The organism is Methanosarcina thermophila TM-1, assembly GCF_000969885.1.
GTDB lineage: Archaea > Halobacteriota > Methanosarcinia > Methanosarcinales > Methanosarcinaceae > Methanosarcina > Methanosarcina thermophila.
The window spans coordinates 1738274-1764325 of the sequence record NZ_CP009501.1 but is presented as its reverse complement, the minus strand read 5'-3'; the positions used below and the strand labels follow the sequence as shown (position 1 = coordinate 1764325).

Annotated in this window: 29 protein-coding genes; 12 read left to right on the top strand and 17 right to left on the bottom strand. The window is 39.9% G+C overall.

The window, feature by feature from the left end:
- Positions 1-91 precede the first annotated feature (91 nt).
- The 3 genes from MSTHT_RS07620 to MSTHT_RS07610 form a co-directional block, all read right to left on the bottom strand.
- The gene (locus MSTHT_RS07620) at positions 92-946 is read right to left on the bottom strand and encodes a CBS domain-containing protein (RefSeq protein ID WP_048167261.1); all 855 of its coding nucleotides are present in this window, start codon (positions 944-946) and stop codon (positions 92-94) included.
- A gap of 85 nt (positions 947-1031) precedes the next feature.
- Positions 1032-1484, bottom strand: coding sequence for a universal stress protein (locus MSTHT_RS07615; protein ID WP_048167260.1), 453 nt, complete (start codon positions 1482-1484; stop codon positions 1032-1034).
- An 18-nt stretch (positions 1485-1502) separates the two neighbouring features.
- Positions 1503-2612 carry an amidohydrolase family protein gene (locus MSTHT_RS07610; RefSeq protein WP_048167259.1) on the bottom strand — a complete coding sequence of 370 codons (1110 nt, stop codon included), beginning with the start codon at positions 2610-2612 and terminating at the stop codon, positions 1503-1505.
- A gap of 312 nt (positions 2613-2924) precedes the next feature.
- Between MSTHT_RS07610 and MSTHT_RS14505 the strand changes: the two genes are divergently transcribed.
- The 3 genes from MSTHT_RS14505 (at position 2925) to MSTHT_RS07600 (ending at position 4197) form a co-directional block, all read left to right on the top strand.
- Positions 2925-3065: a hypothetical protein gene (locus tag MSTHT_RS14505; protein ID WP_156149735.1), complete on the top strand. Its 141-nt coding sequence runs from the start codon at positions 2925-2927 to the stop codon at positions 3063-3065.
- A gap of 207 nt (positions 3066-3272) precedes the next feature.
- Positions 3273-3590: a DUF167 domain-containing protein gene (locus MSTHT_RS07605; protein ID WP_048167258.1), complete on the top strand. Its 318-nt coding sequence runs from the start codon at positions 3273-3275 to the stop codon at positions 3588-3590.
- Between the two features lie 166 nt (positions 3591-3756).
- Positions 3757-4197 carry a toprim domain-containing protein gene (locus MSTHT_RS07600; RefSeq protein WP_048167257.1) on the top strand — a complete coding sequence of 147 codons (441 nt, stop codon included), beginning with the start codon at positions 3757-3759 and terminating at the stop codon, positions 4195-4197.
- 87 nt (positions 4198-4284) lie between these two features.
- Here the strand turns inward: MSTHT_RS07600 and MSTHT_RS07595 are convergent, their stop codons facing one another.
- The gene (locus tag MSTHT_RS07595) at positions 4285-4701 is read right to left on the bottom strand and encodes a DUF356 domain-containing protein (RefSeq protein ID WP_048167256.1); all 417 of its coding nucleotides are present in this window, start codon (positions 4699-4701) and stop codon (positions 4285-4287) included.
- Positions 4702-5897: 1196 nt separating this feature from the next.
- Here MSTHT_RS07595 and MSTHT_RS07590 point away from each other — a divergent pair.
- From MSTHT_RS07590 to proC, 3 genes are all read left to right on the top strand, one after another.
- The gene (locus MSTHT_RS07590) at positions 5898-7241 is read left to right on the top strand and encodes a glutamate-5-semialdehyde dehydrogenase (protein WP_048167255.1); all 1344 of its coding nucleotides are present in this window, start codon (positions 5898-5900) and stop codon (positions 7239-7241) included.
- Between the two features lie 137 nt (positions 7242-7378).
- Positions 7379-8536, top strand: coding sequence for a glutamate 5-kinase (gene proB / locus MSTHT_RS07585; RefSeq protein WP_048167254.1), 1158 nt, complete (start codon positions 7379-7381; stop codon positions 8534-8536).
- Between the two features lie 315 nt (positions 8537-8851).
- A complete protein-coding gene (gene proC / locus MSTHT_RS07580) occupies positions 8852-9670 on the top strand; it encodes a pyrroline-5-carboxylate reductase (protein WP_181952175.1) in 819 nt (272 codons plus the stop codon).
- A gap of 363 nt (positions 9671-10033) precedes the next feature.
- On the opposite strand, the gene MSTHT_RS07575 is transcribed toward proC, so the two are convergent.
- Complete coding sequence (locus MSTHT_RS07575; RefSeq protein ID WP_082086803.1) at positions 10034-10732, bottom strand: peroxiredoxin; 699 nt, start codon at positions 10730-10732, stop codon at positions 10034-10036.
- A gap of 360 nt (positions 10733-11092) precedes the next feature.
- Positions 11093-11782 carry a peroxiredoxin gene (locus tag MSTHT_RS07570; RefSeq protein ID WP_082086802.1) on the bottom strand — a complete coding sequence of 230 codons (690 nt, stop codon included), beginning with the start codon at positions 11780-11782 and terminating at the stop codon, positions 11093-11095.
- Between the two features lie 438 nt (positions 11783-12220).
- On the opposite strand from MSTHT_RS07570, the gene MSTHT_RS07565 reads away from it, so the two are divergent.
- The 4 genes from MSTHT_RS07565 (at position 12221) to MSTHT_RS07550 (ending at position 15200) form a co-directional block, all read left to right on the top strand.
- The gene (locus MSTHT_RS07565; protein ID WP_082086801.1) at positions 12221-12631 is read left to right on the top strand and encodes a DUF523 domain-containing protein; all 411 of its coding nucleotides are present in this window, start codon (positions 12221-12223) and stop codon (positions 12629-12631) included.
- Positions 12632-12666: 35 nt separating this feature from the next.
- A complete protein-coding gene (locus MSTHT_RS07560; protein WP_048167252.1) occupies positions 12667-13758 on the top strand; it encodes a hypothetical protein in 1092 nt (363 codons plus the stop codon).
- A gap of 240 nt (positions 13759-13998) precedes the next feature.
- A complete protein-coding gene (locus tag MSTHT_RS07555; RefSeq protein WP_048167251.1) occupies positions 13999-14628 on the top strand; it encodes a serine O-acetyltransferase in 630 nt (209 codons plus the stop codon).
- Between the two features lie 386 nt (positions 14629-15014).
- Complete coding sequence (locus tag MSTHT_RS07550) at positions 15015-15200, top strand: PspC domain-containing protein (protein WP_048167250.1); 186 nt, start codon at positions 15015-15017, stop codon at positions 15198-15200.
- A 154-nt stretch (positions 15201-15354) separates the two neighbouring features.
- Here the strand turns inward: MSTHT_RS07550 and ftsY are convergent, their stop codons facing one another.
- The 9 genes from ftsY to MSTHT_RS07510 all read right to left on the bottom strand — a co-directional run bounded on the left by ftsY (position 15355) and on the right by MSTHT_RS07510 (position 20375).
- Positions 15355-16668, bottom strand: a complete 1314-nt coding sequence (gene ftsY / locus MSTHT_RS07545; protein ID WP_048167249.1) for a signal recognition particle-docking protein FtsY — start codon at positions 16666-16668, stop codon at positions 15355-15357.
- A 111-nt stretch (positions 16669-16779) separates the two neighbouring features.
- Positions 16780-17214: a prefoldin subunit alpha gene (gene pfdA / locus MSTHT_RS07540; RefSeq protein WP_048167248.1), complete on the bottom strand. Its 435-nt coding sequence runs from the start codon at positions 17212-17214 to the stop codon at positions 16780-16782.
- 5 nt (positions 17215-17219) lie between these two features.
- The gene (gene rpl18a, locus MSTHT_RS07535) at positions 17220-17396 is read right to left on the bottom strand and encodes a 50S ribosomal protein L18Ae (protein WP_048167247.1); all 177 of its coding nucleotides are present in this window, start codon (positions 17394-17396) and stop codon (positions 17220-17222) included.
- A 52-nt stretch (positions 17397-17448) separates the two neighbouring features.
- The gene (locus MSTHT_RS07530) at positions 17449-18108 is read right to left on the bottom strand and encodes a translation initiation factor IF-6 (RefSeq protein WP_048167246.1); all 660 of its coding nucleotides are present in this window, start codon (positions 18106-18108) and stop codon (positions 17449-17451) included.
- 32 nt (positions 18109-18140) lie between these two features.
- Positions 18141-18410 carry a 50S ribosomal protein L31e gene (locus MSTHT_RS07525; RefSeq protein ID WP_048167245.1) on the bottom strand — a complete coding sequence of 90 codons (270 nt, stop codon included), beginning with the start codon at positions 18408-18410 and terminating at the stop codon, positions 18141-18143.
- An 18-nt stretch (positions 18411-18428) separates the two neighbouring features.
- Positions 18429-18584 carry a 50S ribosomal protein L39e gene (locus MSTHT_RS14065; protein ID WP_082086800.1) on the bottom strand — a complete coding sequence of 52 codons (156 nt, stop codon included), beginning with the start codon at positions 18582-18584 and terminating at the stop codon, positions 18429-18431.
- A gap of 272 nt (positions 18585-18856) precedes the next feature.
- Positions 18857-19459 (bottom strand): DUF7411 family protein, encoded by a 603-nt coding sequence (locus tag MSTHT_RS07520; protein WP_048167244.1) that lies wholly within the window; start codon positions 19457-19459, stop codon positions 18857-18859.
- A 4-nt stretch (positions 19460-19463) separates the two neighbouring features.
- Positions 19464-19832 carry a DNA-binding protein gene (locus MSTHT_RS07515; RefSeq protein WP_048167243.1) on the bottom strand — a complete coding sequence of 123 codons (369 nt, stop codon included), beginning with the start codon at positions 19830-19832 and terminating at the stop codon, positions 19464-19466.
- Positions 19833-19925: 93 nt separating this feature from the next.
- Positions 19926-20375 (bottom strand): 30S ribosomal protein S19e, encoded by a 450-nt coding sequence (locus MSTHT_RS07510; protein WP_048167242.1) that lies wholly within the window; start codon positions 20373-20375, stop codon positions 19926-19928.
- Positions 20376-21167: 792 nt separating this feature from the next.
- On the opposite strand from MSTHT_RS07510, the gene MSTHT_RS07505 reads away from it, so the two are divergent.
- Entirely contained in the window at positions 21168-21842 is a 675-nt protein-coding gene (locus MSTHT_RS07505) for a phosphoribosylanthranilate isomerase (RefSeq protein ID WP_048167241.1), read from the top strand.
- A gap of 819 nt (positions 21843-22661) precedes the next feature.
- Here the strand turns inward: MSTHT_RS07505 and MSTHT_RS07500 are convergent.
- Together MSTHT_RS07500 and MSTHT_RS07495 are read right to left on the bottom strand one after the other, a co-directional pair.
- Complete coding sequence (locus MSTHT_RS07500; RefSeq protein ID WP_048167240.1) at positions 22662-23099, bottom strand: hypothetical protein; 438 nt, start codon at positions 23097-23099, stop codon at positions 22662-22664.
- Between the two features lie 386 nt (positions 23100-23485).
- Entirely contained in the window at positions 23486-23848 is a 363-nt protein-coding gene (locus MSTHT_RS07495; RefSeq protein ID WP_048167239.1) for a hypothetical protein, read from the bottom strand.
- An 829-nt stretch (positions 23849-24677) separates the two neighbouring features.
- Between MSTHT_RS07495 and frhA the strand changes: the two genes are divergently transcribed.
- Positions 24678-26048 (top strand): coenzyme F420 hydrogenase subunit alpha, encoded by a 1371-nt coding sequence (frhA, locus tag MSTHT_RS07490; RefSeq protein WP_048167238.1) that lies wholly within the window; start codon positions 24678-24680, stop codon positions 26046-26048.
- Positions 26049-26052: the final 4 nt, after the last annotated feature.

Below are 26052 nucleotides of genomic sequence, written 5' to 3'. Positions count from 1 at the left end.
GAGTGGAAAGTATTGAATAATTTAATGTTTCCTGGCTTTTTTGCCTCGTTAAAGGATTTAACGATTTTTAGAAACAGGTTTTTGTTTGAGTTTATTCCATTTCTATCAGCGGCTTCAAAAGGTCATGGTCTCTCAAAAGCCCCTGAAGCTTGCGGTTAGAATTAATAATTGGAATCTGGTCAATCCGGTTGCGCTTCATTTTTCGTGCACAGTCACTGACAGATGAAATATATGTAGCTGTAATCGGCTCCTTGATCATTACATCGCGTCCAATCAAGTTGGGGACCTTAATCCTTGACACGCTGTAATAAATGCTCATGGTATCTCGCATTGATTCCCAGGTCCAGGCATCATCGTCCAGACCTGAAGACATATCTGACATCTCTACACTATCTTCAATTATGCTGGCAGCAATAATATCTCTGTCCGAGATTATTCCTACGAGCTCAAGGTTTGCATCCAGCACGGGGACAGCTTTGACGGCTGCAAGCTCCATAATCCTGGCAACAACAGGCAGGGGAGTCTCACTGTAAATCGCAACGACTTCCTTCTCTACATAGTCCTTAATTGGAATATCAATGTTCATGTCTGCAATTGCGCCTACAAGATCTGCCACGGTAACGAGTCCTACAAGCTTACCATCATCCACTACCGGAAGTCTTCTTATGCCATGTTTCAAAAGCAGGCGTGCGGCAGTCTGCAGATCCGATCCAGGGGGTATTGTTATCGGATCCCGTGTCATAAGAAGGGCAAGTTGCTCTTCTTCAGGGTTCTGTAAAAGGTTTGTTCTGGTTACAATTCCTACAACTTTAGAATCTTTAAGTACTGGTACTCCTGAAATGTGTTTGTTCTTAAGAATTTTAAGAACCTCATCCCTTGAACCTGGAAGGGTTGCGCATGCTACGTCCCTTACCATGATATCTTCAATGAAGATGTTTTTTGGCATGTGATCACACCTTTGTATATGCTTAATCCTGGTTTTCTTTTCTTGTATATCTGTTCTAAAAAGGCTTCCAGTTGATAGAAAAATCTTAACTTTGCTTTTCACTCCGGACTACCAGGACCGGGACTTTTGAGCCTCTAACTACTTTCTCTGCAACGCTTCCCATCAGAAATCTATCAAACCCGGTTTTACCGAGAGTACCTACAACTATCAGGTCAACATTATTATTCTCTGCAAAATCTGTAATCTCCTTGCTCGGATGACCTTCCAGCAGAACTTCTCTCACTTCAACCCCTGAGACATCTCCGCGTTTCTTAACCTCATATGTCGCTTTTTCCCCCTCTCTTCTCAGGGCTTCATACATTTCTTCCCAGCCCGCATCCATAGGTATCGAGGAAAAAGGAGTTGTATCTACTACGTAAAGAGCGTGAACTGTGGCTCCGCTAAGTTTTGCAAGCTCAATACCGTAAGAAACAGCTCTCTGACTGTTCTCGGATCCATCTGTTGCAATCACTATATTCCGGTAAAATTCGCTCACCATATTTGTTCTCCAATTGCTTTACGAATGAAGTACCGATAGTATATCATCGGGTCTTGCCCGCCTTGTGATTCCACTTATTGGGTTCTTTATCCCTGCAAGGTTATTTGAACTTCCATTCAGGATCATGAGATTAGCTTTATTCCCCTTTTGTATCGAACCCGTAGAATCAGGCCCCATTACAAAAGAACCATTAAGTGTGCAAATTTTAAATACTTGCCTATCATCAATAGAAAAAACCTTAGACATAAATTCCATTTCAGCAAACATATTTACAGAATTTAACATTACATTATCCGTTCCCGCAGCTACTCTTATTCCAGCCTCCAGCATCTCAGCAATAGGCGGCATTCCGGCTCCTGTAATGAGGTTAGATCTGGGGCAGACAACAACCGGAATCTTCGCATCAGCCACATATTCAAGATCTCTTTTTGTAGCATTTGTTAAATGAATCAGAAGATCCGGTTCGAGTGATAACGCTTCTTCTATGTCGCTCGCATCTTTCTCTCCTGCATGGATTGCAAAGAATTTTCTGTACTGCCTTGTGCAGGCAGCAATACTCTCAAGCAGTTCGAGATCAAGGTCGTTCGCCCCGCTAATACCAAGTCCGGAGGAATGCAAAAGAATCCTTCTTACTTCAGCCATTACAACCGGAAGAGGCAATTCCGGTTCAGCAGGTCTACCCAGTATCATGGGATGAAGTTTAAGTCCTTCGAGAGCTTTATTCAGGGCTGATACTCCCACAACCCCTCCTTCCCTGAAATCCGCAAAAGCACAGGTTCCGGTTTCTATCATATCCAGTAGGGACTTTCTCATGCACTCGATAAGGGTTTTGTATGGTGTTTCTCTTAGAATCCTGTGTTTTAATCCGTCAGGAGGTTTTACAAGAGCATCAAGGTCTTTTTGAGTCCGGTATCCCGAAACTTTTCCCAGAGGAGGATCCTTGAATACCGAGTCTCCAAGGTGAGTATGAGCATTGACAAAACAGGGAGCTATTATGTTTTTAGAGTGTGTACGTTCCTCTTCAACCTCTGTAATTACTCCTCTATGTATGCAAACATATCCCTCTATAGGTTCAAGCTCAGAACCTGCAATAATTGTCCCGGGAATTATCTGTTCAGCGCCGTACATATATACGCATCCCTGCTATTCACTGAGCATCTGCGTTCAATTTGTGGAAAAGCAAACATATACATAGTATAATAAGTTTTCCTTCAAATTTTTACTATTATAACAATCTTTTTGAGAATGTAGCTATTTTAATACCGTTTACAAGTGAGGCTATTCTTTTAAGAGACAAATCAATTTTTATTATAAATATCTCCTATATATATGCGGTGTAATAACTCGCTGCTTGCCGATATTTTTATATATTAGTATGTATACAATATGGCTTTGTCGCATTGTATAGGTCCTTGCATGAGATAATGGAAAATCCTGACTGTGAGTGTACAGACAACCCCAATGCGGTACATCTATAGTGTGACACTGCCCGGCACGAGGGTAACTGAAAGTGACTGCGGAAAACCAGAGGATGAACTTTCGGAGTTAGTGCGCTCGGGCTACAGCACTATTCTCTGCTAATTTTAAAACGCTTAACTAAAGACGCTTAACTATAATCTTTGTATTATGGATCTAAAGACGCTTAACTATAATCTTTGTATTATGGATCTATATCTTAAATCCGATTGGAGACTTTCTTCTAACTTAGAAACTTATCATTTCCAATTTTTTGCTTTGATAGGTCGATTCGTCATTGATTTATAGAATACTTCCAGAAAGGTAAAACATATGTCCTTTGAAGAGGCAATCACAGATCTGGGTTCCGATATAATTGTTGATATCGAAGTTACTCCTGGTTCCAAGTCAGTCTCGGTTCCGAGCGGTTACAACGAATGGCGCAAACGGATTGAAGTAAAACTAACCAAAAACGCCCAGAAAGGAAAGGCAAATGAACAGCTAATTGAATGCCTTGCTGATCTCTTCGAAATTAGCAGTTCGGATATTCTTATAAATAGTGGGGCAACAAGCAGCAAGAAATCATTATTATTAAAAGGAGTTTCATACCAGCGGGCGATTTCTGTTTTTGGAGCTCACTTAAAGAAATAAAACAGAAATTTTAAGGAAAAATAGAGCCTTAATAGCAGAATTCAGGTAGTACCAGGTTTAGAATAGGTTTTTAAGTTTTAAGAGTAAGTTTTTCCTCTGGAAAGTATTTGTAGATTTAAAAAAACGTAATTTTAAAATTTTATATTAATAACAGGTTGCAGACAAAGTGGCTGATCTTGAAATTTACAGAAAAAGGCTTGAAAGGATTGAAGAGTTACTCTCCGAAATCTCTGAATATTCCTCACGGGGAGCAATTATCATAGTTGAAGGAAAAAGAGATATTCTCTCATTGAAAAAGCTTGGAATTGAGGGCAATTTCGAAATTGCAACCCGACAATCCCTATTTAATTTATCAGAAAGGATTGCCCAGCTTGGCAATGAGGTAGTCATATTAACTGATTGGGACAGACGGGGTGACCTGCTGGCTATAAAGCTATCAGGATATTTCGAGAGCTTTGGCCTGAAACCTGAGCTTGAAATTCGAAACAAACTCAGACTCATTTCCCAGAAAGAAATTAAAGATATAGAAAGTCTTTATACCTATGTTTCCAGGCTCAGGTCAAAGACAGGATACTGCTCGAAGCAGGATTTTAATAAATTGATCTAAAAAAGTTTTAAAGTTAACTTTATAAATTAACTTTAAAATCTAACTTAAAATTTATTAAAGTTAATGTTGTTAATTGGCGAAGTTATTTTATTCTTTCGGCATCGGATTGGAGATCTCTCCTTTCTCCTGAACGATCTCCATATTTTGTGAATTCTTCGGATGAGTAAATGTTCGGTCGAATTCTGGATACTTTGAAAACTTGCTAGCCAGTTCTTCAAACATCTTATGTCTTGGACTGATAATGATTATATGAGCAGGAGGATGGATTTTCTTCAGCCTGCTAATTGCTGCACCTGCATGATTATTCAATTCTACCAACGCGGCAGAGTTACATTTTGACTTCAGGGATACGTCCATTACACTAACAAGAAGCTCATCAGCATAGGCCGGTTCTATGCGTTTTGGAGTAGCTGAAAATTGAATATGTCCGTATCGTTCCAGATCATGTAAGGCTATTTTTACTTTGTCCGAATCGTCTGCCCGGACTAGTGCAAATGATTTCATTTTTTACACACCACCAATATACTGAAGTTATCCCCATTTCGATATGGATGTACCCCTATAATAATCTTTGTGTATGAGAGAATGTTGAACAGGCAGGGGGTTTTGGGCATCTCCAGCATCTTATGACCTTTTAATCACTTTTACTCACTATATGGTCTGGCCCCTGGCTGCAAAACTTTGTCTCTCTGCTGCAAGAAAAATTAAAAAATTATAAGGGTGCCTTGCAATTTCCTTTTTCAGATGTAGCACGATCCCAGGTAATGGAGCCCTGTAAACATAGTTATATTCATCCTATATATATTCGTTTTGAAATAATATCTATTATTAGAAAGCTGTTTTACCTTTTTCTTGTCGAATTCTTAATAAGTTACATTTTCTTTTTATAATATAAACTGTGAGATCTTACCTGATAAGACAGTATCATTAATTACTGTTTCAATAAATTAAAGTGAGATTGATTTTATCCTGTATATAGAACTATTAAAGATTAGCTTTCTATCTAACGAAATTGAAAATAAACTTTATTAAGATAGAGCTATATCTCATATGAATTTAAAATAAAGAAGAACTTGGCAAATTTTACTTCAGGCATAAAGACCTAAGATAAAAATATATGGAGTTAACTCCTCCGAGTTATCAGCACTGCAAGTAAAAAGTTACTTGATAAGGCGTTACCTTTTGTCCAGAACTTCACTTTGTCCAGAGCTTCACTGTATCATTTACTGCAACAGGGTATAAAAAGTATCGAAAGTACTACAAATGTCTTCACTTCTTTTCTTCCATGCCTGCTTTCTAGATGTGGCGGGAAGATTTAATATATCTTAGAATTATGAATATACCCGACCTTTAAAAAATATACCCTCACTTAAAGAAAGAGACACTCAATTTAACTCAACATTCAGTTTAATCTCAATATTCAATTTAACTCAATACTCAGTTGATCTCAATATTCAATTTAACTCAGTACTCAGTATAATAATTTCAATATTCAGATATAATTATAGTAAGCTTATTATATTTTAATAGTAAGACCAATTATCTATGATTAAATAAAAAGTTTGGTATATAATATCGAAAATACTTAATCTCCAGATTTAATACTGAACTTTCAGTAAATTCATTGACATGATTACAATTTGGCTGCCCGATTATCAATATGGGCACTCAGGAGTCATCATATCAAACGGTGTGATCATATGGCTGAAGACATCAAAACCAAAGTAATTCAGGCAAAAAGAGCATCGATTGAACTTTCCAGTGTAAGCACAGAAATAAAAAATCGAGCGCTTGAGGCCATGGCTCAGGCTCTGGATAGGGAAAGGAAAGCTATTCTGGATGCAAATTCAAAAGACCTTGAATACGCAGTTGAACTGAAAAATAAGGGAAAGCTCACTCAGGCCCTTGTAGATAGACTTAAAGTGAACGATTCGAAGATTGACGGGATGATCGCAGGAATCAGGGATGTAATTAAGCTCAATGACCCTGTAGGAAATACCCTCTCTACTCTTGAGATGGACAAAGACCTCATCCTTTACCAGGTGAGCTGTCCAATTGGCCTTATAGGGGTAATCTTTGAATCCCGACCTGATGTTGTACCTCAGGTTATGTCTCTTTGCCTGAAGAGTGGAAATGCGACCATTTTCAAGGGCGGAAGTGAAGCAAAAGAATCCAATCGCACTATTTTCCAGATTCTTGTAAAAGCCATAGAATCCACCGAAGGCATGCCAGCTGGAGCTTTCCAGCTTATGGAAACCAGAGAGGAGATTATGGATCTTTTAAGCCTTGATGCTTATGTAGATCTTCTTATCCCCAGGGGCTCAAACGAATTTGTCAAATTTATTCAGGATAATACGAAAATTCCGGTACTTGGGCACACAAGCGGAATTTGCCATATCTACGTAGATGAATATGCGGACCTCGATATAGCCTGGAAGGTCTGCTTTGATGCCAAAGTTCAATATCCTGCAGTATGCAATGCCATTGAAACCCTTCTGGTTAACCGTAAAATCGCGGATGCTTTCCTGCCCAGGATGGCAGAGATGTACCTTGGGGCAGGAGTTGAACTGCGTTGTGATCCTGATACTTATGCTCTGCTTGAGAATAAAGGATTTTCCCCACTTTCAAAGGCTACTGAAGAAGACTGGAGCCTTGAATACAATGATCTCATTCTCTCAATAAAGTGCGTTGATACTATCAAGGAAGCAATTGACCACATAAACACTTTTGGCTCCCACCACACCGATGGAATAATAACCGAGGACGCCTCAAGAAGAAATGAATTTACAAGGCTTGTTGATTCTTCTAGTGTTATGGTAAATGCCTCAACCCGTTTTGCTGACGGCTATCGTTACGGGAAAGGAGCTGAAGTCGGAATTAGCACAAATAAAATTCATTCCCGTGGACCCGTGGGCATGGAAGGACTGCTGATTTATAAATACATCTTGCTCGGGAAGGGGCAGATTGTTGCAGATTATTCTGGAGAAAATGCAAAGCCCTACACGCACAGGAAGCTTGATCTTAAATTTGAAGATGTAAAGTGAAACCTGTCGAATATTTGTGATAGGTTTATATATCTGAACTCAAATACCAGCGCAAATTGAATTCAAGCGATGGAATTCGGGCTGCGGTTGCAATATATTTAAGCCGCACCCTCAAAACATCTTATGAGGCCTTGTGATTGATAGACAGAAAAAAATTTCTCAATGAAGTTAATAAAATCGTTGTCAAAATCGGTACCTCCTCAATTACAAAAAAGAACTGTGATAGTACAAAAGAAAATTGCAGTATTGATCCTGACTTTATGGAAAATATTGCAGCCCAAATCTTTGAGCTTCGAAAGAGTGGAAAAGAAGTAATTGTGGTAAGCTCAGGGGCGATAGGTGTCGGGCTCTACGAACTGGGCATTTCTCCTAAACCTCGGGAAATACCAATTCGGCAGGCAGCAGCAGCTGTAGGACAAAGTATCCTGATGCAGTACTGGAGCGAAGCCTTCGCAAAATATGGGATAAAAGTTGCTCAGATCCTCCTCACTTATGATTTCTATTCTGACAGGATATCTTACCTGAACCTGAGGAACAGTATCTCCACTCTTCTGGAATATGGGGTAGTTCCCATAATAAATGAAAACGACTGCACGTGTACGAATGAGATTGAAGCTATCTTCGGAGATAATGACAAACTTTCTGCAATGGTCGCAAGTAAAATCGATGCTGACCTCCTGATTATCCTTTCAGATATAGATGGTCTTTTCGATAAGAACCCCAAAACACACAGCGACGCCAAACTCATTTCTCTCGTTGAGAAAATAACACCTGAGATCGAAAGTTATGGGGGCAACCCCACGAGTTTCAAGGGTGTAGGAGGAATGAGAACAAAAATAAAAGCTGCAAAGATCTGTAGCATGGCAGGTTGTTATGTCCTGATAACAAATAGTGAGATTGATAACGTGCTTCTGAGAGCTCTTTCCGGAGAAGAGATAGGTACCTTTTTCCTGGCTGAAAGGCACATCCGGAAGAACCGCGCTCGCTGGATCATTCTTGCAAAGGCTTCTGGTACTATCCGCGTGGACGCAGGGGCAAAAGCTGCAATTCTGGGGAAAAATAGCCTTCTTCCTGCAGGAGTTATAGAGGTTGAGGGAAATTTTGACCGAGGAGATATTGTAAGACTCGAATGTGAAGGCAGAGTCTTTGCGAAAGGAATTACAGATTACTCTTCTGAGGAACTTAACAAAATTAAAGGGGCTCATACCGACGAAATTGAGAGTATTCTGGGCTATAGTAATTACAGCAATGTTATAAAAAAAGAGAATATTGGCATACTGGAAGAGTTGAATTAAATCAATTGGCAGGTCTGAAGAATCAAGCTTGATTTTTCGGGTATCTGGAATTTGAATTAATTATTCTTGTCCGGACCCTTTAGCAGTCTATCAAATTCTTTTTAACCTTTGATTTCTTTAAATTCTAAGCCGCTTTAAACCTTTAAATTCTAAGCTCCTTTAGATTACTTAGTTCCTTTAGATTACTTAGTTCCTTTAGATTACTAAACTGATTTAAACTACTAAGCTCTTGAGATTACTCAATACTAACTGTAGATAAGTTTTAAGGCAAGTGCCTCTTATTTGCTTTTATCTCAATAATAGGAGAAATATAATATGACAATTCAGAACCGAAAGATAGGATTTATCGGAGCAGGAAAAATGGGCTCTGCTCTTATTCATGGAATTATAAAAGCTGGAATTGTAAAACCTGAAAACCTTGGTGCAAGTGACATATATGAGCCTTTTTTGAATGAGCTGAATTCTCAGCTTGGCATCAATGTATCAACTGATAATGCTGTTATTGCTCAAGCGTCCGATATTCTTGTTCTTGCGGTGAAGCCCCAGACCCTAGACTCAGTACTAGAAAATCTTAAACCTTATATAAATGCTGATAAACTTATCATCTCAATTGCAGCAGGTGTGCCTCTTGCCACTTACGAAAATGCCCTTCCAGAAGGCACAAGAGTTGTCCGAGTGATGCCAAATATTGCAGCTACGGTTTCCGAAGCTGCCTCAGGAATTTCCCCTGGCAAAAATGCCACCTCCGAAGACTTGAAAACCGCGCTTGAGATCTTTTCTGCAGTCGGCACTGCGGTACAGGTGCCAGAGTCCCTGATGGATGCTGTTACAGGCCTTTCAGGCAGTGGACCTGCATTTATCTTTCCTGTAATTGAAGCAATGGCTGATGGCGCTGTACTTGAAGGAATGGACAGGAAAAGTGCCCTCACTCTAGCAGCCCAGACTGTACTTGGGGCTGCAAAAATGGCGCTTGAAACAGGTCTGCATCCCGGAGAACTCAAGGATATGGTTACCTCTCCTGCTGGAACAACCATTCAGGGCGTTCGTGTCCTTGAAGAGGCAGGAATCAGGGCTGCATTCATGAATGCGGTTATAAAAGCAAGCGAACGCTCAAAGGAGCTCGGAAAGAAGTGAGTTTTTTCCACTCCATCTTCTTTTTTATTGTTCTATTTTCCTTTCCCTATACTTAACGATCATTAATTATAAATATACATAAGTTTTATATAGCGGTTCTTTATATATTATTTTAGACATTATTACCCCGCCATGCAAAACTGAAGATACATGGGGTTCATATCTCATCTTTTTATTTCAGCTATTTGACTTATTACTCCGCTTTCGATGAACTCTGGTGAAACGGAGTCTTAGACCTTCTTCGGTTCACCAGGAGAATCTCTTATTGGGGGGGTAAGAGATTCTTCTATACTTACGCAACTCTTAAATTAACTCCACCAATTTATCTGCTTCTTACTCCAGGTCCTGAGATTTTTAATTCAATCACCCCAAATTATTTTTACTATCTTTCCTCAGGCAAATAAACCAGTCAAGGCAGTAAACTTCATCCTGGACTTTCTCTAGCCTTTTCTCTACCTCATTCATTGAACGAGGAGTACGAATTATAACATCATCGCCTGGCTGCCAGTTTGCTGGAGTTGATACATCTTCAGCATAATTTTTCTGCATGGCACTTATGAGCCTCTTGAATTCCTGAATGTTCCTGCCATTATTTACAGGATAGTAAACTATCGCTCTGATTTTTGACTCGGGATCTATAACAAAAGTTGCTCTTGCAGTCTGGATTCTTGAATCCTTTACCCGAACCATACCATATTTTTTGACAACATCCATTTCCAGGTCAGCGATTACTGGAAATCCTATCTTTACATTTTTCATCCCCTTGTACTCGATTTTCTCCTCAATTCTCTTAAGCCACGCAATGTGGGAGAAAATGCTGTCTATAGAGACCCCGATGAGTTCAGTATTCATTTTTTTGAATTCTTCCTGCATACTGGCAAAGGTCATAAACTCAGTAGTGCATACGGGTGTGAAATCTGCAGGATGGCTGAAAAGAATAACCCATTTGCCTTTATAATCTTCAGGGAAGTTTATTGGTCCCTGAGTTGTCATGGCTTCAAATGAAGGCGCATCTTCCCCAATTAGCGGTATATATGTTTTCTCATACTCGGTTTCTACCATACTCTCACCACTCTTGTTTCAGAAGTTCCTGTATATGGGAACTGACTTCGAGTTACTGGGAGTGAACACTAAAAAACACTAAAAAGAATTGCTTTTCCCACGCCCCCAAAAGTAATTTTATATATTTCATTCTTATAAATCTCTTCTCAAACAGTAGTAAAATTTTTCCGCTGAAAATTTTTATTCTTAAATATTTTAATCAAATGGAATCTGATATTAAAAAAGCTAGATTCTGGTTTTTGTTAAAAAAGGATCTTCTGGAGTAAGCTTTTCCAGAAATTTTCTTCATAGAACTATATTCTATTAATAAAATAAAAAAAGGTTGATAAAGTAATGTTTGAAGAATTTTTATGCTCTACATTATTTTTTACCATCTTTTTTCAGGCACAAAAACCAGTCAAGACAGTACATGCCATCCTCTGAATTACCGGCTCTTTCTTTTACGGCTTCCATTGAACTGGGGGCTGGAATAATGACGTCATCTCCTGGCTGCCAGTTAGCCGGTGTTGCAACTTTTTCAGCTGCATTCTTCTGAAGAGCCATAACTATCCTCTTGATTTCCTGCATATTCCTTCCGGTTGACTGCGGATAGTAGAGTATTGTCCTGATTTTTGCCTCAGGATCTATAATAAATACGGCTCTTACAGCTTGCGTAGTTGAAGCATTTGGCTGGATCATACCATATTTTTTCGCAACTTCCATCTTCAGGTCTTCTATTACCGGGAACTTGACCTCAAGATTTTTCATCCCTCTATACTCAATTTTCTCCTCTATCCTCTTGAGCCATGCAATATGGGAAAAGACACTGTCTATGGAAAGCCCTATAAGCTCAGTATTCATCTCTCTGAATTCTTCCTGCATACTGGCAAAGGTCATAAACTCAGTAGTGCATACGGGCGTGAAATCTGCAGGATGGCTGAAAAGAATAACCCATCTGCCTTTATAATCTTCAGGGAAGCTTATTGGTCCCTGGGTCGTCACAGCTTTAAATGCAGGTGCATCGTCCCCTATTAGCGGCATACGTATCTGTTCATACTCGGCCTGTACCATATTTTCACCTATATTTTTAAGAGTATACCGTTTTGTTTGGGATCCGGAGACGGACTTCGAGTTTCGGGAGCTTAACCCTTAAAAACACTGGCCTTTCCCCTGACCTCCTCCATAAGTTATATCTTATAATTATTTTTGTTGCTATAAAGCTGTTCCCGAAAAAAGAAAAAATTACCTTTGACTAGAAAAACTTTTAATAAATCGTCCTCTTCGAGATTTTTGCTTTGAAAAACCTGTCATATTGTAATTTTTGATAAGTTTCTGATTAAATTTAAACCATTTATTCATTCAAACTTGGCAATTTCCTCTAACAAGTGCTTTAAAGCCTTTTTTAAGAGTTCTCTACTTTCTAACTCTATATTTTAAAAAAAGGAGTCTTTTTCGGCATTCTTCTGGAAAGTAATTTATACTGCAAATCCTTTCTTATATGGGGGTTAAATGAGGGAGTTTGTTCGGCGAGAGGTTGTGGTTAGTGGATGCCTTGAGTTTGATCACTGTCGATGTAATGGGGATATGATAAACAGCTCCACGGTGGCAAATCTCGTGGAGTATGTTGATTTCCTGCCAGTTTGCCCGGAGGTGGAATTAGGGCTTGGCATTCCCAGAGGTCCGGTAAAGATAGTCCTTGAGAACGGGGAACAGCGGCGTGTGCAGTCCACAAGCAGCAGGGATGTTCCTGAAGTTATGGAAACATTTTGCACGGATTTCCTCAATTCTACAGGAGACATTAACGGTTTTGTTCTGAAATACCGGTCTCTTATGAATCCGACTTTTTTTGAACCCCCTCTGGAGGGTCTGCTGGAAGTGAACCATGTAGATTCCCATCTCAGGGATGTTCTCTGGAGATGAAATCACAGACTGCAATCTGGATGGGGGGATAATTTGTGAAAAGAGTAGCCACTCTTTTTTGCTTCTTCCTGTTAATTTATCTGGTCGACTTCCTCTTGGTATCATCCTGCCCTGAGACCTCCCCGGGCTCCTGTATAGGTGATACCGTGGAGAACCTGGTAGGAGTAAATATAGTGAATAGTGAGCCTTGCAGTGCCTGGGTTACAGAGGAATCCATCAGTTCAGGAACATCATCTAGAACTTACTCATGGGAATACAAAAGGGGTAGCTGGCAGCTTACCCTACCTCTTGATGATGAACTTTATGAATCGTATAAAGCCAGAACTCGAAATAGGGACTATGATCTATTTGCTTCGGATCCGTATGATGACTGGTTAATTAAGGAGATTGCAAACAGTTTGATCTCACTCTCAAAATCTTGTGGGCTTGAGGAAAGTGAGATCCCGGGTTTTTGTGTTTCTTTTGTTCAGTCCTTGAACTATACCTCGGATCTCCAGAGTTCAGGTTACGAACAGTATCCTCGTTTCCCTTATGAGACTCTTTATGAGGGAGGCGGAGACTGTGAAGATACCGCGATTCTCTCTGTAGCGCTTCTTCAGGAAATAGGTTGTGATGTTGTCCTTCTTGAACTTCCTGAACATATGGCTCTGGGAATAAAATGCAGTCCTGAGCAGAAAGGCAGGAGTTTTGAGTACGAAGGTAACAATTATTATTATCTGGAGACCACAGGTACTGATTGGCATATAGGGGAAATTCCCGAAGAATATGAAGGTCAACCTGTACGTGTTATCCCTGTTTCCAGAAGACCCAAGATTAATCTTGATTTCAAAGCTCAGTGCAAGTACTCAAGAATAGAGGGAATTGTCGATGTCAGTGTCACCGCAATCAATGTGGGTTCCGAAAAAGCCGAAAACACAACTTTTTACGTTGCCCTTCAGGCTAAAGATCAGCTCTCTTTCTGGGACGAGATTGAAAGTTCTCCAGTTGTAATTGAGCCGGAAGGGGTTTACAACTATACCGCAAAAGGGCTTAAGATTCCTGCAGGGAAGGAATTCAGGATATATGTGCAAGCGTTCGGGGAGAACTTTGTATCTGAAGATGTAATCAGCGATTGGGCTAGAATCTAAAAAACATGAACCCCTGGAAGATCCTTCTAAAAAGAATTATGTGTAAAATTCTAACTTAAAACCGTCGTAAAAATCAATAATTGTTAACTTTCTAAATAAAACGGATTGGCTTCTAAGGGTTTAAATTCCGCATGTTTATCTAAGAACTTATGAGGAATGTGCCAAGATACTTAGAAAAACTCATTTTCCATCTTAGCACACTATTTGATAACTAATTTGATACTCGTTAGTTGAGCCTTTATGATTAAATCAAAGAAGGATTATTTATTCTATTTAAAAGCAGATGAGATTGCACTCAGGAAAAAAAGAGGTACAATTCAGTATTATATAGATTACTTTCTGGATGATATCTGGAGATTTGAGAGATTACTAAGAAAAAGAGAGTACTATATAAATTGTAAAAAAAGTATTATATATAAACCATACAGTCTGTATCTTTTTCTCAAATTCCAAAGACTAAGTACGAAATTAGGATTTACTATCCCTCCGAATGTATTTGGTCCTGGATTATCTATTGCTCATAAAGGTACTATAATTGTAAATAGCAATGCAAAAGTTGGTGAGAATTGTCGCATTCATACCGGCGTAAGTATTGCAACAAACGTCTTTAGTAGGGACTACAAATCAAGACCGGATTTTGTATTGCCCGTGCCAAAAATAGGGAATAATGTGTATATCGGTCCTGGTGCTAAAATTTTTGGAGATATTGAAATTGCAGATGATATAGCAATAGGTGCAAATTCAGTAGTAAACAAATCCTTTAAAGAAAAAGGAATTACAATAGCAGGAGTTCCAGCAAGAAAAGTTAGCAACGAAGGATTTGATAAATGCTATTTTAAAGCTACAGAAATTTTAAGAAGATCTCAGTAGATTTCATAATTGGCTTGTTATATGTGTGGACGAAAGTTCTTAATGCCCCACATTCAAACCTGGTTTAATTTAACCGGATAAAAATGCAGTGCTGGCTTGTTAATATAATTTGGGCTCTGCAGAAAACCTATGAAATAACAAATCTGCATTAGTTTAAACTATGCCTTGCGATCTATATTTTCAGTAGTTAGCCTTAGCCCTTGACACTGATTTAGATCGGTTTTCTACAAAGCTATTAAAAAACCAGCTAAAATCAACTTACTTGCAAACATATAGAGATTCTCGATAAAATCTCCTGTTTTCAGAGTTACTTATAAATTGAATCTCAGCAATCTATTATGTAGCTTTTATAAAGCTTAAAGCATTTTGTAATTAGGGGTGGTCAAATGAATAGGTTGTACAGATCAAAGAAGAACAGGATTATTGCAGGGGTATGTGGCGGGATAGGTGAATACTTTAAAGTTGATCCTACGCTTATACGGCTCCTATGGCTGCTTATCACTATAATGGGGGCAGGAACAGGTATAGTTGCCTATTTAATAGCATGGATTATAATTCCTGAGGAGCCCTGAACTCTCCGATAAAAATCTAAATCTCTCCTCTGGAAAACCAGAAATTTAAAAAAGCTAATATTTTTCTTTCAGATTAGCCCTTTAGTAGGATTCATAAAATAGTGGGTCTCCCAAAAAGCTTTGAGTGACTCACTATTCTATGCTAGCTCAAAGCTTAAACGGTCTGGTTAAAAAGCTGGTCTACAAACCATTCGGGATCGAACTTTTTTAAGTCCTCATAACCCTGTCCTATCCCAAAAAAGAGAATGGGCTTTCCTGTGACATAGGCAATGGATATCGCAGCTCCTCCTTTGGCATCAGCGTCTATTTTTGTCAGAATCGAACCATCAATTGGCACAGCTTCATTGAACTGTGCAGCCCTCTCAACTGCATCATTCCCTGCGACGGCTTCATCTACAAAAATTATAAGATCTGGAGTGCTTACCCTGCAGATCTTTTCCATCTGTGACATTAGGTTAAGGTTAGTATGCATACGGCCTGCAGTATCGGAAAGCACAAAATCTATCTTATGGGCTTTTGCATATTGCACCGCATCGTAAATAACTGCCGCAGGATCGGCTCCGGGTTGATGTTTGATCATTTTTACTCCGAGCCTGTCGGCATGAATCCCAAGCTGGTCAATAGCACCTGCCCTAAAAGTATCTCCTGCAGCAAGCACCACAGAATAACCCGATTTCAATAATCTGTACGCTATTTTTGCAATGGACGTTGTTTTCCCTGTCCCATTGATTCCAACAAAGACAATATGGACCGGTTTTTCCCTGTTCCTCACATACTCGTCAAAGTCAAAGGTATTGGCAGAGACCACATCGTAGATGGCTTTTCTAAGGGCTGCCTCTACAATATCTCCGGTATTGCTCCCAATCCGCTTTGTAGTACCTGTAAGCTGTTTTTTCACAGACTCCACAATTGCTTCGGAAACTGAAAGAGCGAGGTCACTCTCAAGAAGCCCCATCTCAAGTTCCCAGAGAGGCTCTTCCAGGTCTTTACTATCCAGATAGACCTCCCTATTGAATACAAGAGCTTTCGCTTTCTGTGCAAACCCGACCTTCGAGGAAAATCTTTTAAAGAAGGATTTCTTTTCCTCAGGTACTTTTTCTTCTTCCGCAGGTTTGATCTCTGCAGCCTTCTTTCTCTCTTCAAGTTTTCTCCTGTATTCAGCCTTTTTCCAGTCTTCAATCTCGACTTTTGAAGGAGCGCTTGTTACAGGTTTAACTTCTTCAGGTTTAACTTCTTCAGGTTTAACTTCTTCAGGTTTGGCTTCTTCAGGTTTGACTTCATAACTTTTCTCTTCCAGGAGTGTCTCAGGAGCTTCTTCCTCTGGAATGGGCTCGATCTCCTCTTCAAAGCCCTCTTCGGACTCAGGCACAGGTTCTATTACCGGTTCGATTTCTACAGCTTTATTATCAATAGTTCTGCTGAGTGCCTTCTTAAAATTCCCAAGTTTTTCTTTGAATTTGCTGAACACAGGATCCCATCCCAAAGAAATTCAATAAAAAATAGACAATTAATTAAAAACAAAAGATTTTGTTCTCAAATGGGGTTTGAGTTTTATCCTTTTTATCTGAGCCAGGTCTTATCAGGCCTGGCCGCCGGGTTGCTGAAGCCTTGCAGCTTCGGATTCTAAAGCTTGCATACCCTGTACATAATGAGTCAGTGAAGCATTCATCTGTTGGAGAATTTTCATAAGCTGCTCTTTGCGGCGGTTAAGAGTCTCAATGGCTTCATCTGCCGTTTTTTCTGCACTGAAGCCTGATCCAAGGTCTACAATAATCCTATCTGCATTTTTTATTTCGGCATGAACGAATGAGCCAAATCCTACAGGGACCATTGTTTCAGTAATCTTCCCTCCCTCTGAAGCAGCCTTAAGCTCGTTGATGGTTACTATTGTCTGGTCACAGCTTGTAATGGAAGCCTGAACCATGTTCATCTGCTGCCTTAAGGTCTCCGCCTGTCTCTGGAATTCCTGATATCTGGCTGCCAGATTTCTGACTTCTTCACTGACTTCTGCCATATCCTTCACTCCTCAGCAATGCTTTCGATCTGGATCTGGTTTCTCTTAATACCGTGCTTGCTTCCGAAGATAGAATAAACCTTATCGGTTGCGTTCTTTTCATTCTGACTTTCGACCTTTTTTGTGAATTTTTCCCAGGAATTTCCTGCTTTAAATTTGCCTTTAACAATAAAATTCTTCATCTTGGTCACACTCTTGCTGTAGTTTTGTTCCGTAACAGATGGATGATTTGTCTCACTCTACGAATCCCAGAGCTTCTTCAATTCTACCGAGTTCGGGTCCTGTAGTATCCGAACCTGCCAGATAGCTCTTTGAGTTCGCAAGCAGGCCTGAGCCGAGCATCTGAGTTCCATAGTTCGTAGTTCCTATATACGCCGGAAGCTTGAAGATATTTTCCAGTATCTCCTTTTCTGGGGGTGTAACTTTCGGGTGTACCAGAAGTCCTTTGTTTGTAACAACTCCCGCCATCCCTACATTCTTTATCCCGGCAATTGTTCCCCTGTAGACTTCTACCTCAAGGACACTGGCAATTGTCTCAACGGCGCTGTCCGACAGTTCAGGGTGGACAAGTGCTGCGTAGTCGTTTGCAAGTACAATGTTTCCGACTGCATTCAGCTTGCCCGGGAGAATTTCAGCCTTAACTCCTGTTCGTTTTTGGATCTCTCTGGTATCGGTTCCATATGAAAACAGGAAGCCGTTTGAGTTTCCTCTGGAAAGGGCTCCTACCACAACGCTTCCATTAACAAGAGTTTCAATGGCTTTTACTTCAAGCGAATCCTCAAGTATTGCACAGGTTTCGGGTTTTGTGCCGCGAGGGACAAGAACAAAATCCTCTGTGCATGTTGCAAAAACCCCGATCAACGGGGTTTCATAGATATCCACTGTTCGAATCATATTCTTTGAAGCTTCGCGTTTTCTTGTATATTTTACTGGGCTAGTTCTGCCTGTACCTCGCCATCTGCGAATTTTACAGCTCTGACCCGGATGGAGAGAGGAGGCTTCTCACAGCCTCTTTCCCAGAGACGCTCGTTAATTGATTTGTCCAGTTTGACCTGTACAGGATCAACCTTCATATGCCTCGTAAGATAACTTCTTACTTCAGTAACTGCCCTGTTGGCTCTTTTCCATGCAGGTACTCTCTTTACGTCCCTGAGAGGGATTGTATATATCTGTTCTTTTACCATGTCGTCTGCCATTTTTCCCACCTTCCTTGCTTACTTCACATCAAGGCTTCTTCTTCTCCAGTGCCTGCGTCTGGGATGACTCACGACCTTCCGGTTAGTTTTTACAATAACCCACACTGGAACGCGTGTGTTCTGCTTGTGCGCCTTTGCCAGACGCCTCTTCTGTCCTTTCATGTTATGACTCAAGTGGATCACACCTGTTGACCTGTAAATAATTTAATTCTATTAACTTCCGGTTATATTCGATAATTAGCTGATTGTGATTGTAACCCTTGCATAATTGAGGTTTTACCCTGCCAGCTTTAATGGCAGTTTTTAAAACCATATTCGGTAAATTCTATGTGGGTCTTTGTTGATCTGCAGCAGTATAAGGGTTGAATATAACTCGATTATTGTATAAATCTTTATTCCAGAATTTTCCCTTTCAGAAGACTTCTCGATTTCGGGGAGCTTCTTCTTCAGGGCAGTTTTTTTCTGGAAAGCACATGGGACTGGATATGGGCAGGAAACAGTTCCTTTATTTTCTCTTCACCATCTCTCTGCCTGATTAACTCCCTGAGCTCGGTTTCGTAGTCCGCTTTCGGAGTACTCTCACTCGGTCCCTCTTCAATCCTCAGATAGCGCTCTACAAGAATATCCACGGTTTTCCTGCCATATCCCTTCAAAGGACAGATATACTGAACTCCCAGCCGGTCTTCAATACTTCGTATCTGTGAGATTGAGAGCACAGGAACTCTGTCATCCCTTCGGGTTCCGTCTGCAATGAATTTCACTTCAGGGTCCGAGGCAAGAGTTTCTACGGCTTTCTCGTGAATGTAGTTAATGGCGCTTTTCGGGAAACCGTCTTGCATTATTTTCTCGTAAGCTTTTTCAAGGATTTCCCACTCCAGAGTAAGAACCCTGTGCGGAAATCCTAACTCTTTTGCAGTTTTTGCTGCCAGCTCGCCATTTGGGAGCAGACCAAAGCTGCAGGTTATGAGTTCTATCTCAAAAAACGGTTCCATCAAAAGGGCAGAGAGCGAACTGTCCTTGCCTCCGCTAAAGAGGACCGAAATTTTCATTTTTTTAAATCCGGGTTATGGATGTCTTACGCTTTTTAGGCTGCATCCTCATAAGTAGCTTTTTTAGTTGTTCATCATCAATTTTAGACGGTAGCCTCCCAGTCTGAGCAAGCGAGATCAGCTGCATCTCTAGCTGTTCTACAAGAGCCGGTCTTGACAGTTTTAGGGCTGTAAGGCGTTCTCTGGCTTCAGGAGTCAGGATTTGCCTCAGGATAGCCTGCTTCTGAGCTTCCATTTCAGCTCTGGCCTGTTCCTGCTGGTAAGCTGCCTGAATTTCAGCCTGCTGGTTTTGCGCCTGCAGCCGCTGGAGTTCTGCTAGCCGCCTTTTTCGGATCTCATTGAGTTCATCATCCATTGTAGACATGGCAATCACCCAAAAAACCGGTTTTCCGGAGCAACTGGATAAATTTAGTTATCTGTAAAAGAATCCCAGGAAATTTTCAGGATTCTTCGGTATGGGATGTTCTCAGTATTTTGCAAGTTCAGGGATCTTCTCAACAAGTTCCTGCTTGAGCTCGTGTGCTGCATTGTCAAGCAGGGAACGTCCCTTTGGAGATACTGTTCTTCCATCCTTTACTTTTTGCAGATAACCTGCAGTCTCAAGTTGCTGTACTGCTTTTCTGGCAATCGAACCGCTGCCTTTTACTTTGTGACTTGGCTTTGATCCGTTGTCCTTCTTTCCACCGTATACTGATCTGAGCCTTTCGATTCCTATAGGTCCATCAGTATAGATTTTTCTCAGGATTGCGGCGGTTCTGATATACCACCAGTCGTCGTTGTTCGGAGGAAGTTCCTTGTGAACTCCGGTCTTTACGTTCTTTGCCCACTCAGGGGGAACGATATTATCGTTTTCTTTAAGGATACCTGCAACCTTCTCAATAAGCTCCGTTGCAGGGACATCAAATACTGTTGTCATACTCGCCACCTTTCCTAAATCAGGTTATATTTGTGCCGGGGAAGAAGTGCCGATTCCTCTCCCTGGCTGCCAGAAATATTTTTCCCGAAGTAGGTAACTCTCTCTTTCGGGAGATTCTTTCCATTCTTTGTAGCTGGATTTTATGGACTCTATGGTTTGGGCTTTCAGCCCGATAAGCCGGTAAGTGTGATTTTAGTTTAAACTGGAAGGAGGTTGATGCATTTATATATTACTGTGTATGGATATTCATATACAATCGATCAGGTGATTTTGTATAAAACTTCAAACTGAAAAACGATCTAATTGTATAGATTGGCTCCTGTCAATTGATGCAAGTGCCAACATCCAGCGTAATTACCTTCAAGCTATAAAAGCATTGTGCGAGTTCATATATAAATGCTTAATGAATATATTCTGGAAGCTAATATGAAGATAAATCTAGTCTGTTGATGAAATCGGTATGAGCCAGATATATCTTATTGGTTTCAAGAAGTTTCTGTCTTGGCAGGATTTTTTCCCTTAATCCGATAACCAATTTTATCATGAAATTTATTATGGAACTATAATATCCTCTTTATGGAACTATAATATCCTCTTTATGGAACTATAATATCCTCTTTATGGAACTATAATATTCTCTTTGATATGTTCTCTTTGATATGTTCTCTTTGATATGTTCTCTTTGATATGTTCTCTTTGATATATTCTCTTTAATATGTTCTCTTTATATTTCAATCATTATAAAACAGGTAAAGCATTTAAACTCCCTTAAAGGCTTTTCAGGAGATTATAATGAGAATAAAGATTTGTGGTATTAAAAGGGTCGAAGACGCTATTATGGCTGCATATTGTGGAGCTGATGCGGTTGGATTAGTAGTAGGACAAAAACATAATTCAGATGACTTTATTGACAAACATTTAGCTCAAAAAATCGTGAAAGAGTGCCCACCTTATATTTCTCCAGTTTTAGTTACAGAACTGGATGACGCTGAGGAAATCTATAATCTAGCGAATGAAATAGGTGTTACTTCTATCCAGCTGCATTCTGATTGTACAGTTGATAGTATCATATCCCTGCGCAAAGCCCTCCCCTATATAAAAATAATCAAAAACTTTCATGTTAACGGGTCAGAAGTTATTCAAGCTATGAAACCTTTTGAACCTGTGGTAGATGCTTTCATCCTGGATACTCTTGATTTAGCCAATGATAAAGTAGGTGGGACAGGTTTGGTTCATGATTGGAATATTAGCAGAAAAGTTGTTCAAGAGGTATCAAAACCAGTTATCTTAGCAGGGGGGCTGACTCCTGAAAATGTTGGAGAAGCTATATGGTTTGTAAAGCCATATGGTGTAGATGCCAGCTCCGGGCTTAAAGCTTCTGATGGTTTCAAAGATAAAACGAAAGTGATTAATTTCATATCTCGCGCAAAACGCGAATTCTTCAATATCCGAAATCTACCTCTATAAAACTGAACCCAGGTTTTTAAAGATAAACACAGAAGGGGAAAATGTAAAGCCAGATAATAGAAAAAAAGCAAGCTGCGAGGGAGAGAGAAGTTCTGTGACTAAAAAATTAACAGTTTTTAAAGAATTAGAATTATATCATCACTTACAAATACCTGTAAGAAAAGCAAAAAAGCACTTTGAAATGATTAGAGAACGCCTGGAAGAACCTCGTTCTTTTTACTGTAGCCCCCTATACAGTAATCTAAAAAATATCCCCCGACTATATTTTTTAGATTAGAACTTCTTCCAGGCATTTCTTTGCTCACATACCCTACCAGTCACTTTCCCATTGTGTTAATCCATTGGTTTTGATCTCACGTAGAGGTTGATCCGTTAGCTTTTATTTGTTCTCTCAGTCTACAATCTATATTAATTCACAAATTTATTTATAATTAATTATATGAAAAATTGGTTGTGGGCAAATTATATCCCTATATAAAATGTTTTTTTATCAAACAACATTTAAATGTTTATTATGATTTTATTATTTAGTGATCTGTTTTAGTGATCTGTTTTAGTGATCTGTTTTAGTGATCTGTTTTAGTGATCTGTTTTAGTGATCTGTTAGTGATTTGTTAGTGATTTGTTCTGGTGATCTATTCTAAAGTATAAGGTTACAATTGCTCATAAAAATCAAAGTGTGTTAAAACAGCAGGTTTAGTGGAAAATGTTGTTATGTTTTCTGTAACTCTTGACGTTCATAAATATATTCCTTCAGCTTTCTAATTACAAAAGCATGGAATAAACCGCTCTTTACTCTAAAGTTAAGCCAGAATTTACTCATGGATTCTTTGAGATCTTTTCCATTGCACGTTTTCCTGTATACACCAGTGCAATTGTATATATATTAAAGAATTTGTCGGACTCTGGGAATAATATAAATGGAATTGACAGCATGAGGACAAAAAGTCCGGATATAAACAATTTAGCTGCGTTCGTTACTCTCGTTGACGGATTATTAGAATAAGCGCTTTTTATTTTATAGTATGCCCACGCTCCCAAAGAAATAGACCCCGTAAAGAAAAACGCAGCCAGGAAGAATAATGCTTTTATTAATATTGCATCCTCGCCATATTCGTTAAAGTTCATTGTTTCTATCGTGTATACTACTAGCCACAGTAGTAATGCAGAAAGCCCGATAATCTGGATTATTCTATCTTTTATAGAATATGAAGACGGTTCGATTTTTTTATAAGTCCGGAGACTTTCAGTATCCAATAAATCACCTTTCTAAAAACTTAACTACCAACCTTATTCACATCCCCCTAAATTTCTCTTTTTATTTATAATGTTGCCTTTTGCTCTGGTGATTTGCTTGCTCCAATAAAAAACTTATTTTGTTTATTTTCTAGAGAAGTCTGCTTAAATCTGTTCTTGAGGACAACCAGAAATTCATTTTTCACATCTTAAATAATTACAAGGGTTCATTAAAATCGACTACCACAACTTTAACTTGTCCTGGATGATCTCAGAAATATTTCTGAGTCTTTATATGAGTTTTGCCAGATTTTCCCATGATTATCTCTAAACTATTGAGTGTTTTTTACTGAATCCGGTTTGTTCTGGAAAATATTCAGGAATTCCTGTCAGGAGAGACGTTATCTTCAGTCTTGAGAATCATCATAACATTCCTGGCAAAAATACCACCCAAAGGCTTCTTTCAACTCATTTTCTTCAAAAAGTTTGCCACATTGTCGGCATCTTCCCCTGCTGTTTATCTCACCTTCTTCATCTTTTTGTATGATCCATTTAACAAGCTCAAAAGCATCTTTTAAACTCAAATAGTAGTACTTTGGAGTTGACTCACTAATTCGGATAAATCCAAATTTACCTTTGATAGGGTCAAAGACCTCAGTCTCCATATTTTTTATTAACCAGAAGTCTCCACTGAAGAAAACGCTTTTCTCAATACTCAGTCTCAAATTTTTCGTTGGCGGGAATTCAAATCTCGTTGCATATTTTAGCATTTCTTCGGGCTTGATTTTCTCACATCCGGCGCACCACTTTCCGATAAAGTATTATTCTCTTCCAGTATGCGCTTTTAAATATATATTTACAGCAGAAAATCTCTGGCAAAACAGGCAATTTAAACATGGATAAATAGTTATTCTCGCAAAGAATTACACATATTGATGTTTTTAAAGAAAAAATATAGTTTTGTTTCAATCTCTCCAAATGCTCAAATGAAAAAAGGAAAGCCTATAGTTGGGTTTTTTATTTCGTCTATCCTATAACAGTTATCGGTAAGAATTAAATTATTCTTATATGTTACAGAATAATCATGCCTGGAAAATTATAGCTTAAGATGAAAAATGTCAATAAATAAGTTCAGCAAATTTCTGCTGCAATTAAAAAATGTCGTTATGCATTTCTTTAAAATAAGTTATTACCAGCAATTTCCTCACATTATTTATTCTGGTATTTAAGCAGTCTTCTAACCAATCAATTAATTCCTGAAACGCAATAAGTAATTATTGCCTATATTTATTAGTTGTGTTCCTTGACAATCTTCAGATTTCCTTCATCATAGAAATCCCAAAAATAATATAAAAATATAATTATAAATGTATATTTCTTATTTTTTGCTTTCTTTATAGAGGGAAGGGTTTATGTAATATTGTGTTTTCGACTCTTTTTCATTGTAAGTTAAATATTAATATACTGAGGTAATAAGCACTGAAGAAAGTAAGGGGTTAACGTACCTGATGTACGGGTAACTATCTTAGAATAATCATACAGGGAGTGCCTTATCTACGGTACAGCCTGAATAACATTGAAGCGAAAACGAGGCATGCAATGACGAAAGTTGTAGAAATCTCTCCAACCACGAGACATGAAGGCCATTCAAAGCTTACCATGAAGGTGAATGATGAGGGTATTGTCGAGCGAGGAGACTGGCTCTCCATAACCCCGGTCAGGGGTATTGAGAAACTCGCCATAGGTAAGACGATGGAACAGGTCCCGAAGATCGCTTCTAGGGTCTGCGGTATCTGTCCCATAGCCCACACCCTGGCAAGCATCGAGGCTATGGAGGCCTCGATTGGCTGCGAGATCCCCAAGGATGCTAAACTCCTGCGGGTAATTCTCCATGCTGCAAACCGCCTTCATAGCATCGCCCTGCACAACCTCCTGATCCTTCCGGATTTTTACATCCCTGGGACGGAAAAGAAATTCAACATGTTTGCCAAGGAGGAACCTGCCAGAAGTGTTGCGGCAAGGATTATCCGCCTTCGCGAGATCGGGCAGACCATTGGAGCCATCGCAGGTGGCGAGGCAATCCATCCCTCCAACCCGAGAATTGGTGGAATGTACCGCAACGTAAGTCCCCTTGCAAAGCAGAAGATGGCAGACCTGGCGAAGGAAGGGCTTGTCCTTGCTCATGAGCAGATGGAGTTCATGCTCGAGGTCATAAGGAATATGCAGAGTCTGGAATACATAGACGTCGCAGGCAAGCAAATCCCGATCCCCAAGACGCTTGGGTACCACAACCAGGGGGTCATGGCTACATCTCCAATGTACGGTTCATCCAGCCTTGACGAAAACCCCACATGGGACCCCTCCCGATGGAAAGAGACCCGGCCATGGGAATGGTACATGGGCGAGGTAACCATCGATCTTGAGGATCCAAGTTATCCAATAGGAGGCACAACAAAGGTCGGCACCAAGGCAAATCCCCAGATGGAAGCCTGCAACAGCGTTCCGACATATGATGGTCAGCCTGTTGAGGTAGGTCCGAGGGCAAGGCTCGCAACCTTCAAGAATTTCACTGAGAGGGGTACCTTTGCCCAGCACATCGCCAGGCAGATGGAGTATCCTGATTGTCTTTATACCATCCTTAAGTGCCTTGATTCCCTGAATACCTCAGGCAGGGTTGTTGCCGACAAAATTCCACAGGGAGATGGGTCTATGGGCTGGGCTGCAAATGAGGCCCCACGCGGGACCGATATCCACCTCACACGGGTTAAGGACGGAAAGGTGCTGTGGTATGAGATGCTTGTGCCCACCACATGGAACCTTCCGACCTGCAGTCGCGCTCTGACAGGAGCCCCCTGGCAGATAGCCGAAATGGTTGTCCGGGCTTATGATCCGTGCGTATCATGTGCAACCCACATGATTGTGGTGAATGAGGAGGATAAGGTAGTCGCCGAGAAACTCCTCCAGTGGTGAGACG

Excerpts from the sequence above, each read along its gene's own strand:
- proC (WP_181952175.1), top strand. The coding sequence starts at position 8,852 with ATGACAATTCAGAACCGAAAGATAGGATTTATCGGAGCAGGAAAAATG.
- frhA (WP_048167238.1), top strand. The coding sequence starts at position 24,678 with ATGACGAAAGTTGTAGAAATCTCTCCAACCACGAGACATGAAGGCCAT.
- MSTHT_RS07510 (WP_048167242.1), bottom strand. The coding sequence starts at position 20,375 with ATGACAACAGTATTTGATGTCCCTGCAACGGAGCTTATTGAGAAGGTT.
- MSTHT_RS07615 (WP_048167260.1), bottom strand. The coding sequence starts at position 1,484 with ATGGTGAGCGAATTTTACCGGAATATAGTGATTGCAACAGATGGATCC.
- MSTHT_RS07620 (WP_048167261.1), bottom strand. The coding sequence starts at position 946 with ATGCCAAAAAACATCTTCATTGAAGATATCATGGTAAGGGACGTAGCA.
- MSTHT_RS07610 (WP_048167259.1), bottom strand. The coding sequence starts at position 2,612 with ATGTACGGCGCTGAACAGATAATTCCCGGGACAATTATTGCAGGTTCT.
- MSTHT_RS07525 (WP_048167245.1), bottom strand. The coding sequence starts at position 18,410 with ATGGCAGACGACATGGTAAAAGAACAGATATATACAATCCCTCTCAGG.
- MSTHT_RS07520 (WP_048167244.1), bottom strand. The coding sequence starts at position 19,459 with ATGAAAATTTCGGTCCTCTTTAGCGGAGGCAAGGACAGTTCGCTCTCT.
- rpl18a (WP_048167247.1), bottom strand. The coding sequence starts at position 17,396 with ATGAAGAATTTTATTGTTAAAGGCAAATTTAAAGCAGGAAATTCCTGG.
- MSTHT_RS07530 (WP_048167246.1), bottom strand. The coding sequence starts at position 18,108 with ATGATTCGAACAGTGGATATCTATGAAACCCCGTTGATCGGGGTTTTT.
- MSTHT_RS07555 (WP_048167251.1), top strand. The coding sequence starts at position 13,999 with ATGATTAAATCAAAGAAGGATTATTTATTCTATTTAAAAGCAGATGAG.
- MSTHT_RS07595 (WP_048167256.1), bottom strand. The coding sequence starts at position 4,701 with ATGAAATCATTTGCACTAGTCCGGGCAGACGATTCGGACAAAGTAAAA.
- pfdA (WP_048167248.1), bottom strand. The coding sequence starts at position 17,214 with ATGGCAGAAGTCAGTGAAGAAGTCAGAAATCTGGCAGCCAGATATCAG.
- MSTHT_RS07550 (WP_048167250.1), top strand. The coding sequence starts at position 15,015 with ATGAATAGGTTGTACAGATCAAAGAAGAACAGGATTATTGCAGGGGTA.
- MSTHT_RS07570 (WP_082086802.1), bottom strand. The coding sequence starts at position 11,782 with ATGGTACAGGCCGAGTATGAACAGATACGTATGCCGCTAATAGGGGAC.
- MSTHT_RS07505 (WP_048167241.1), top strand. The coding sequence starts at position 21,168 with ATGAGAATAAAGATTTGTGGTATTAAAAGGGTCGAAGACGCTATTATG.
- MSTHT_RS07590 (WP_048167255.1), top strand. The coding sequence starts at position 5,898 with ATGGCTGAAGACATCAAAACCAAAGTAATTCAGGCAAAAAGAGCATCG.
- MSTHT_RS07605 (WP_048167258.1), top strand. The coding sequence starts at position 3,273 with ATGTCCTTTGAAGAGGCAATCACAGATCTGGGTTCCGATATAATTGTT.
- MSTHT_RS07575 (WP_082086803.1), bottom strand. The coding sequence starts at position 10,732 with ATGGTAGAAACCGAGTATGAGAAAACATATATACCGCTAATTGGGGAA.
- MSTHT_RS07565 (WP_082086801.1), top strand. The coding sequence starts at position 12,221 with ATGAGGGAGTTTGTTCGGCGAGAGGTTGTGGTTAGTGGATGCCTTGAG.
- MSTHT_RS07495 (WP_048167239.1), bottom strand. The coding sequence starts at position 23,848 with ATGCTAAAATATGCAACGAGATTTGAATTCCCGCCAACGAAAAATTTG.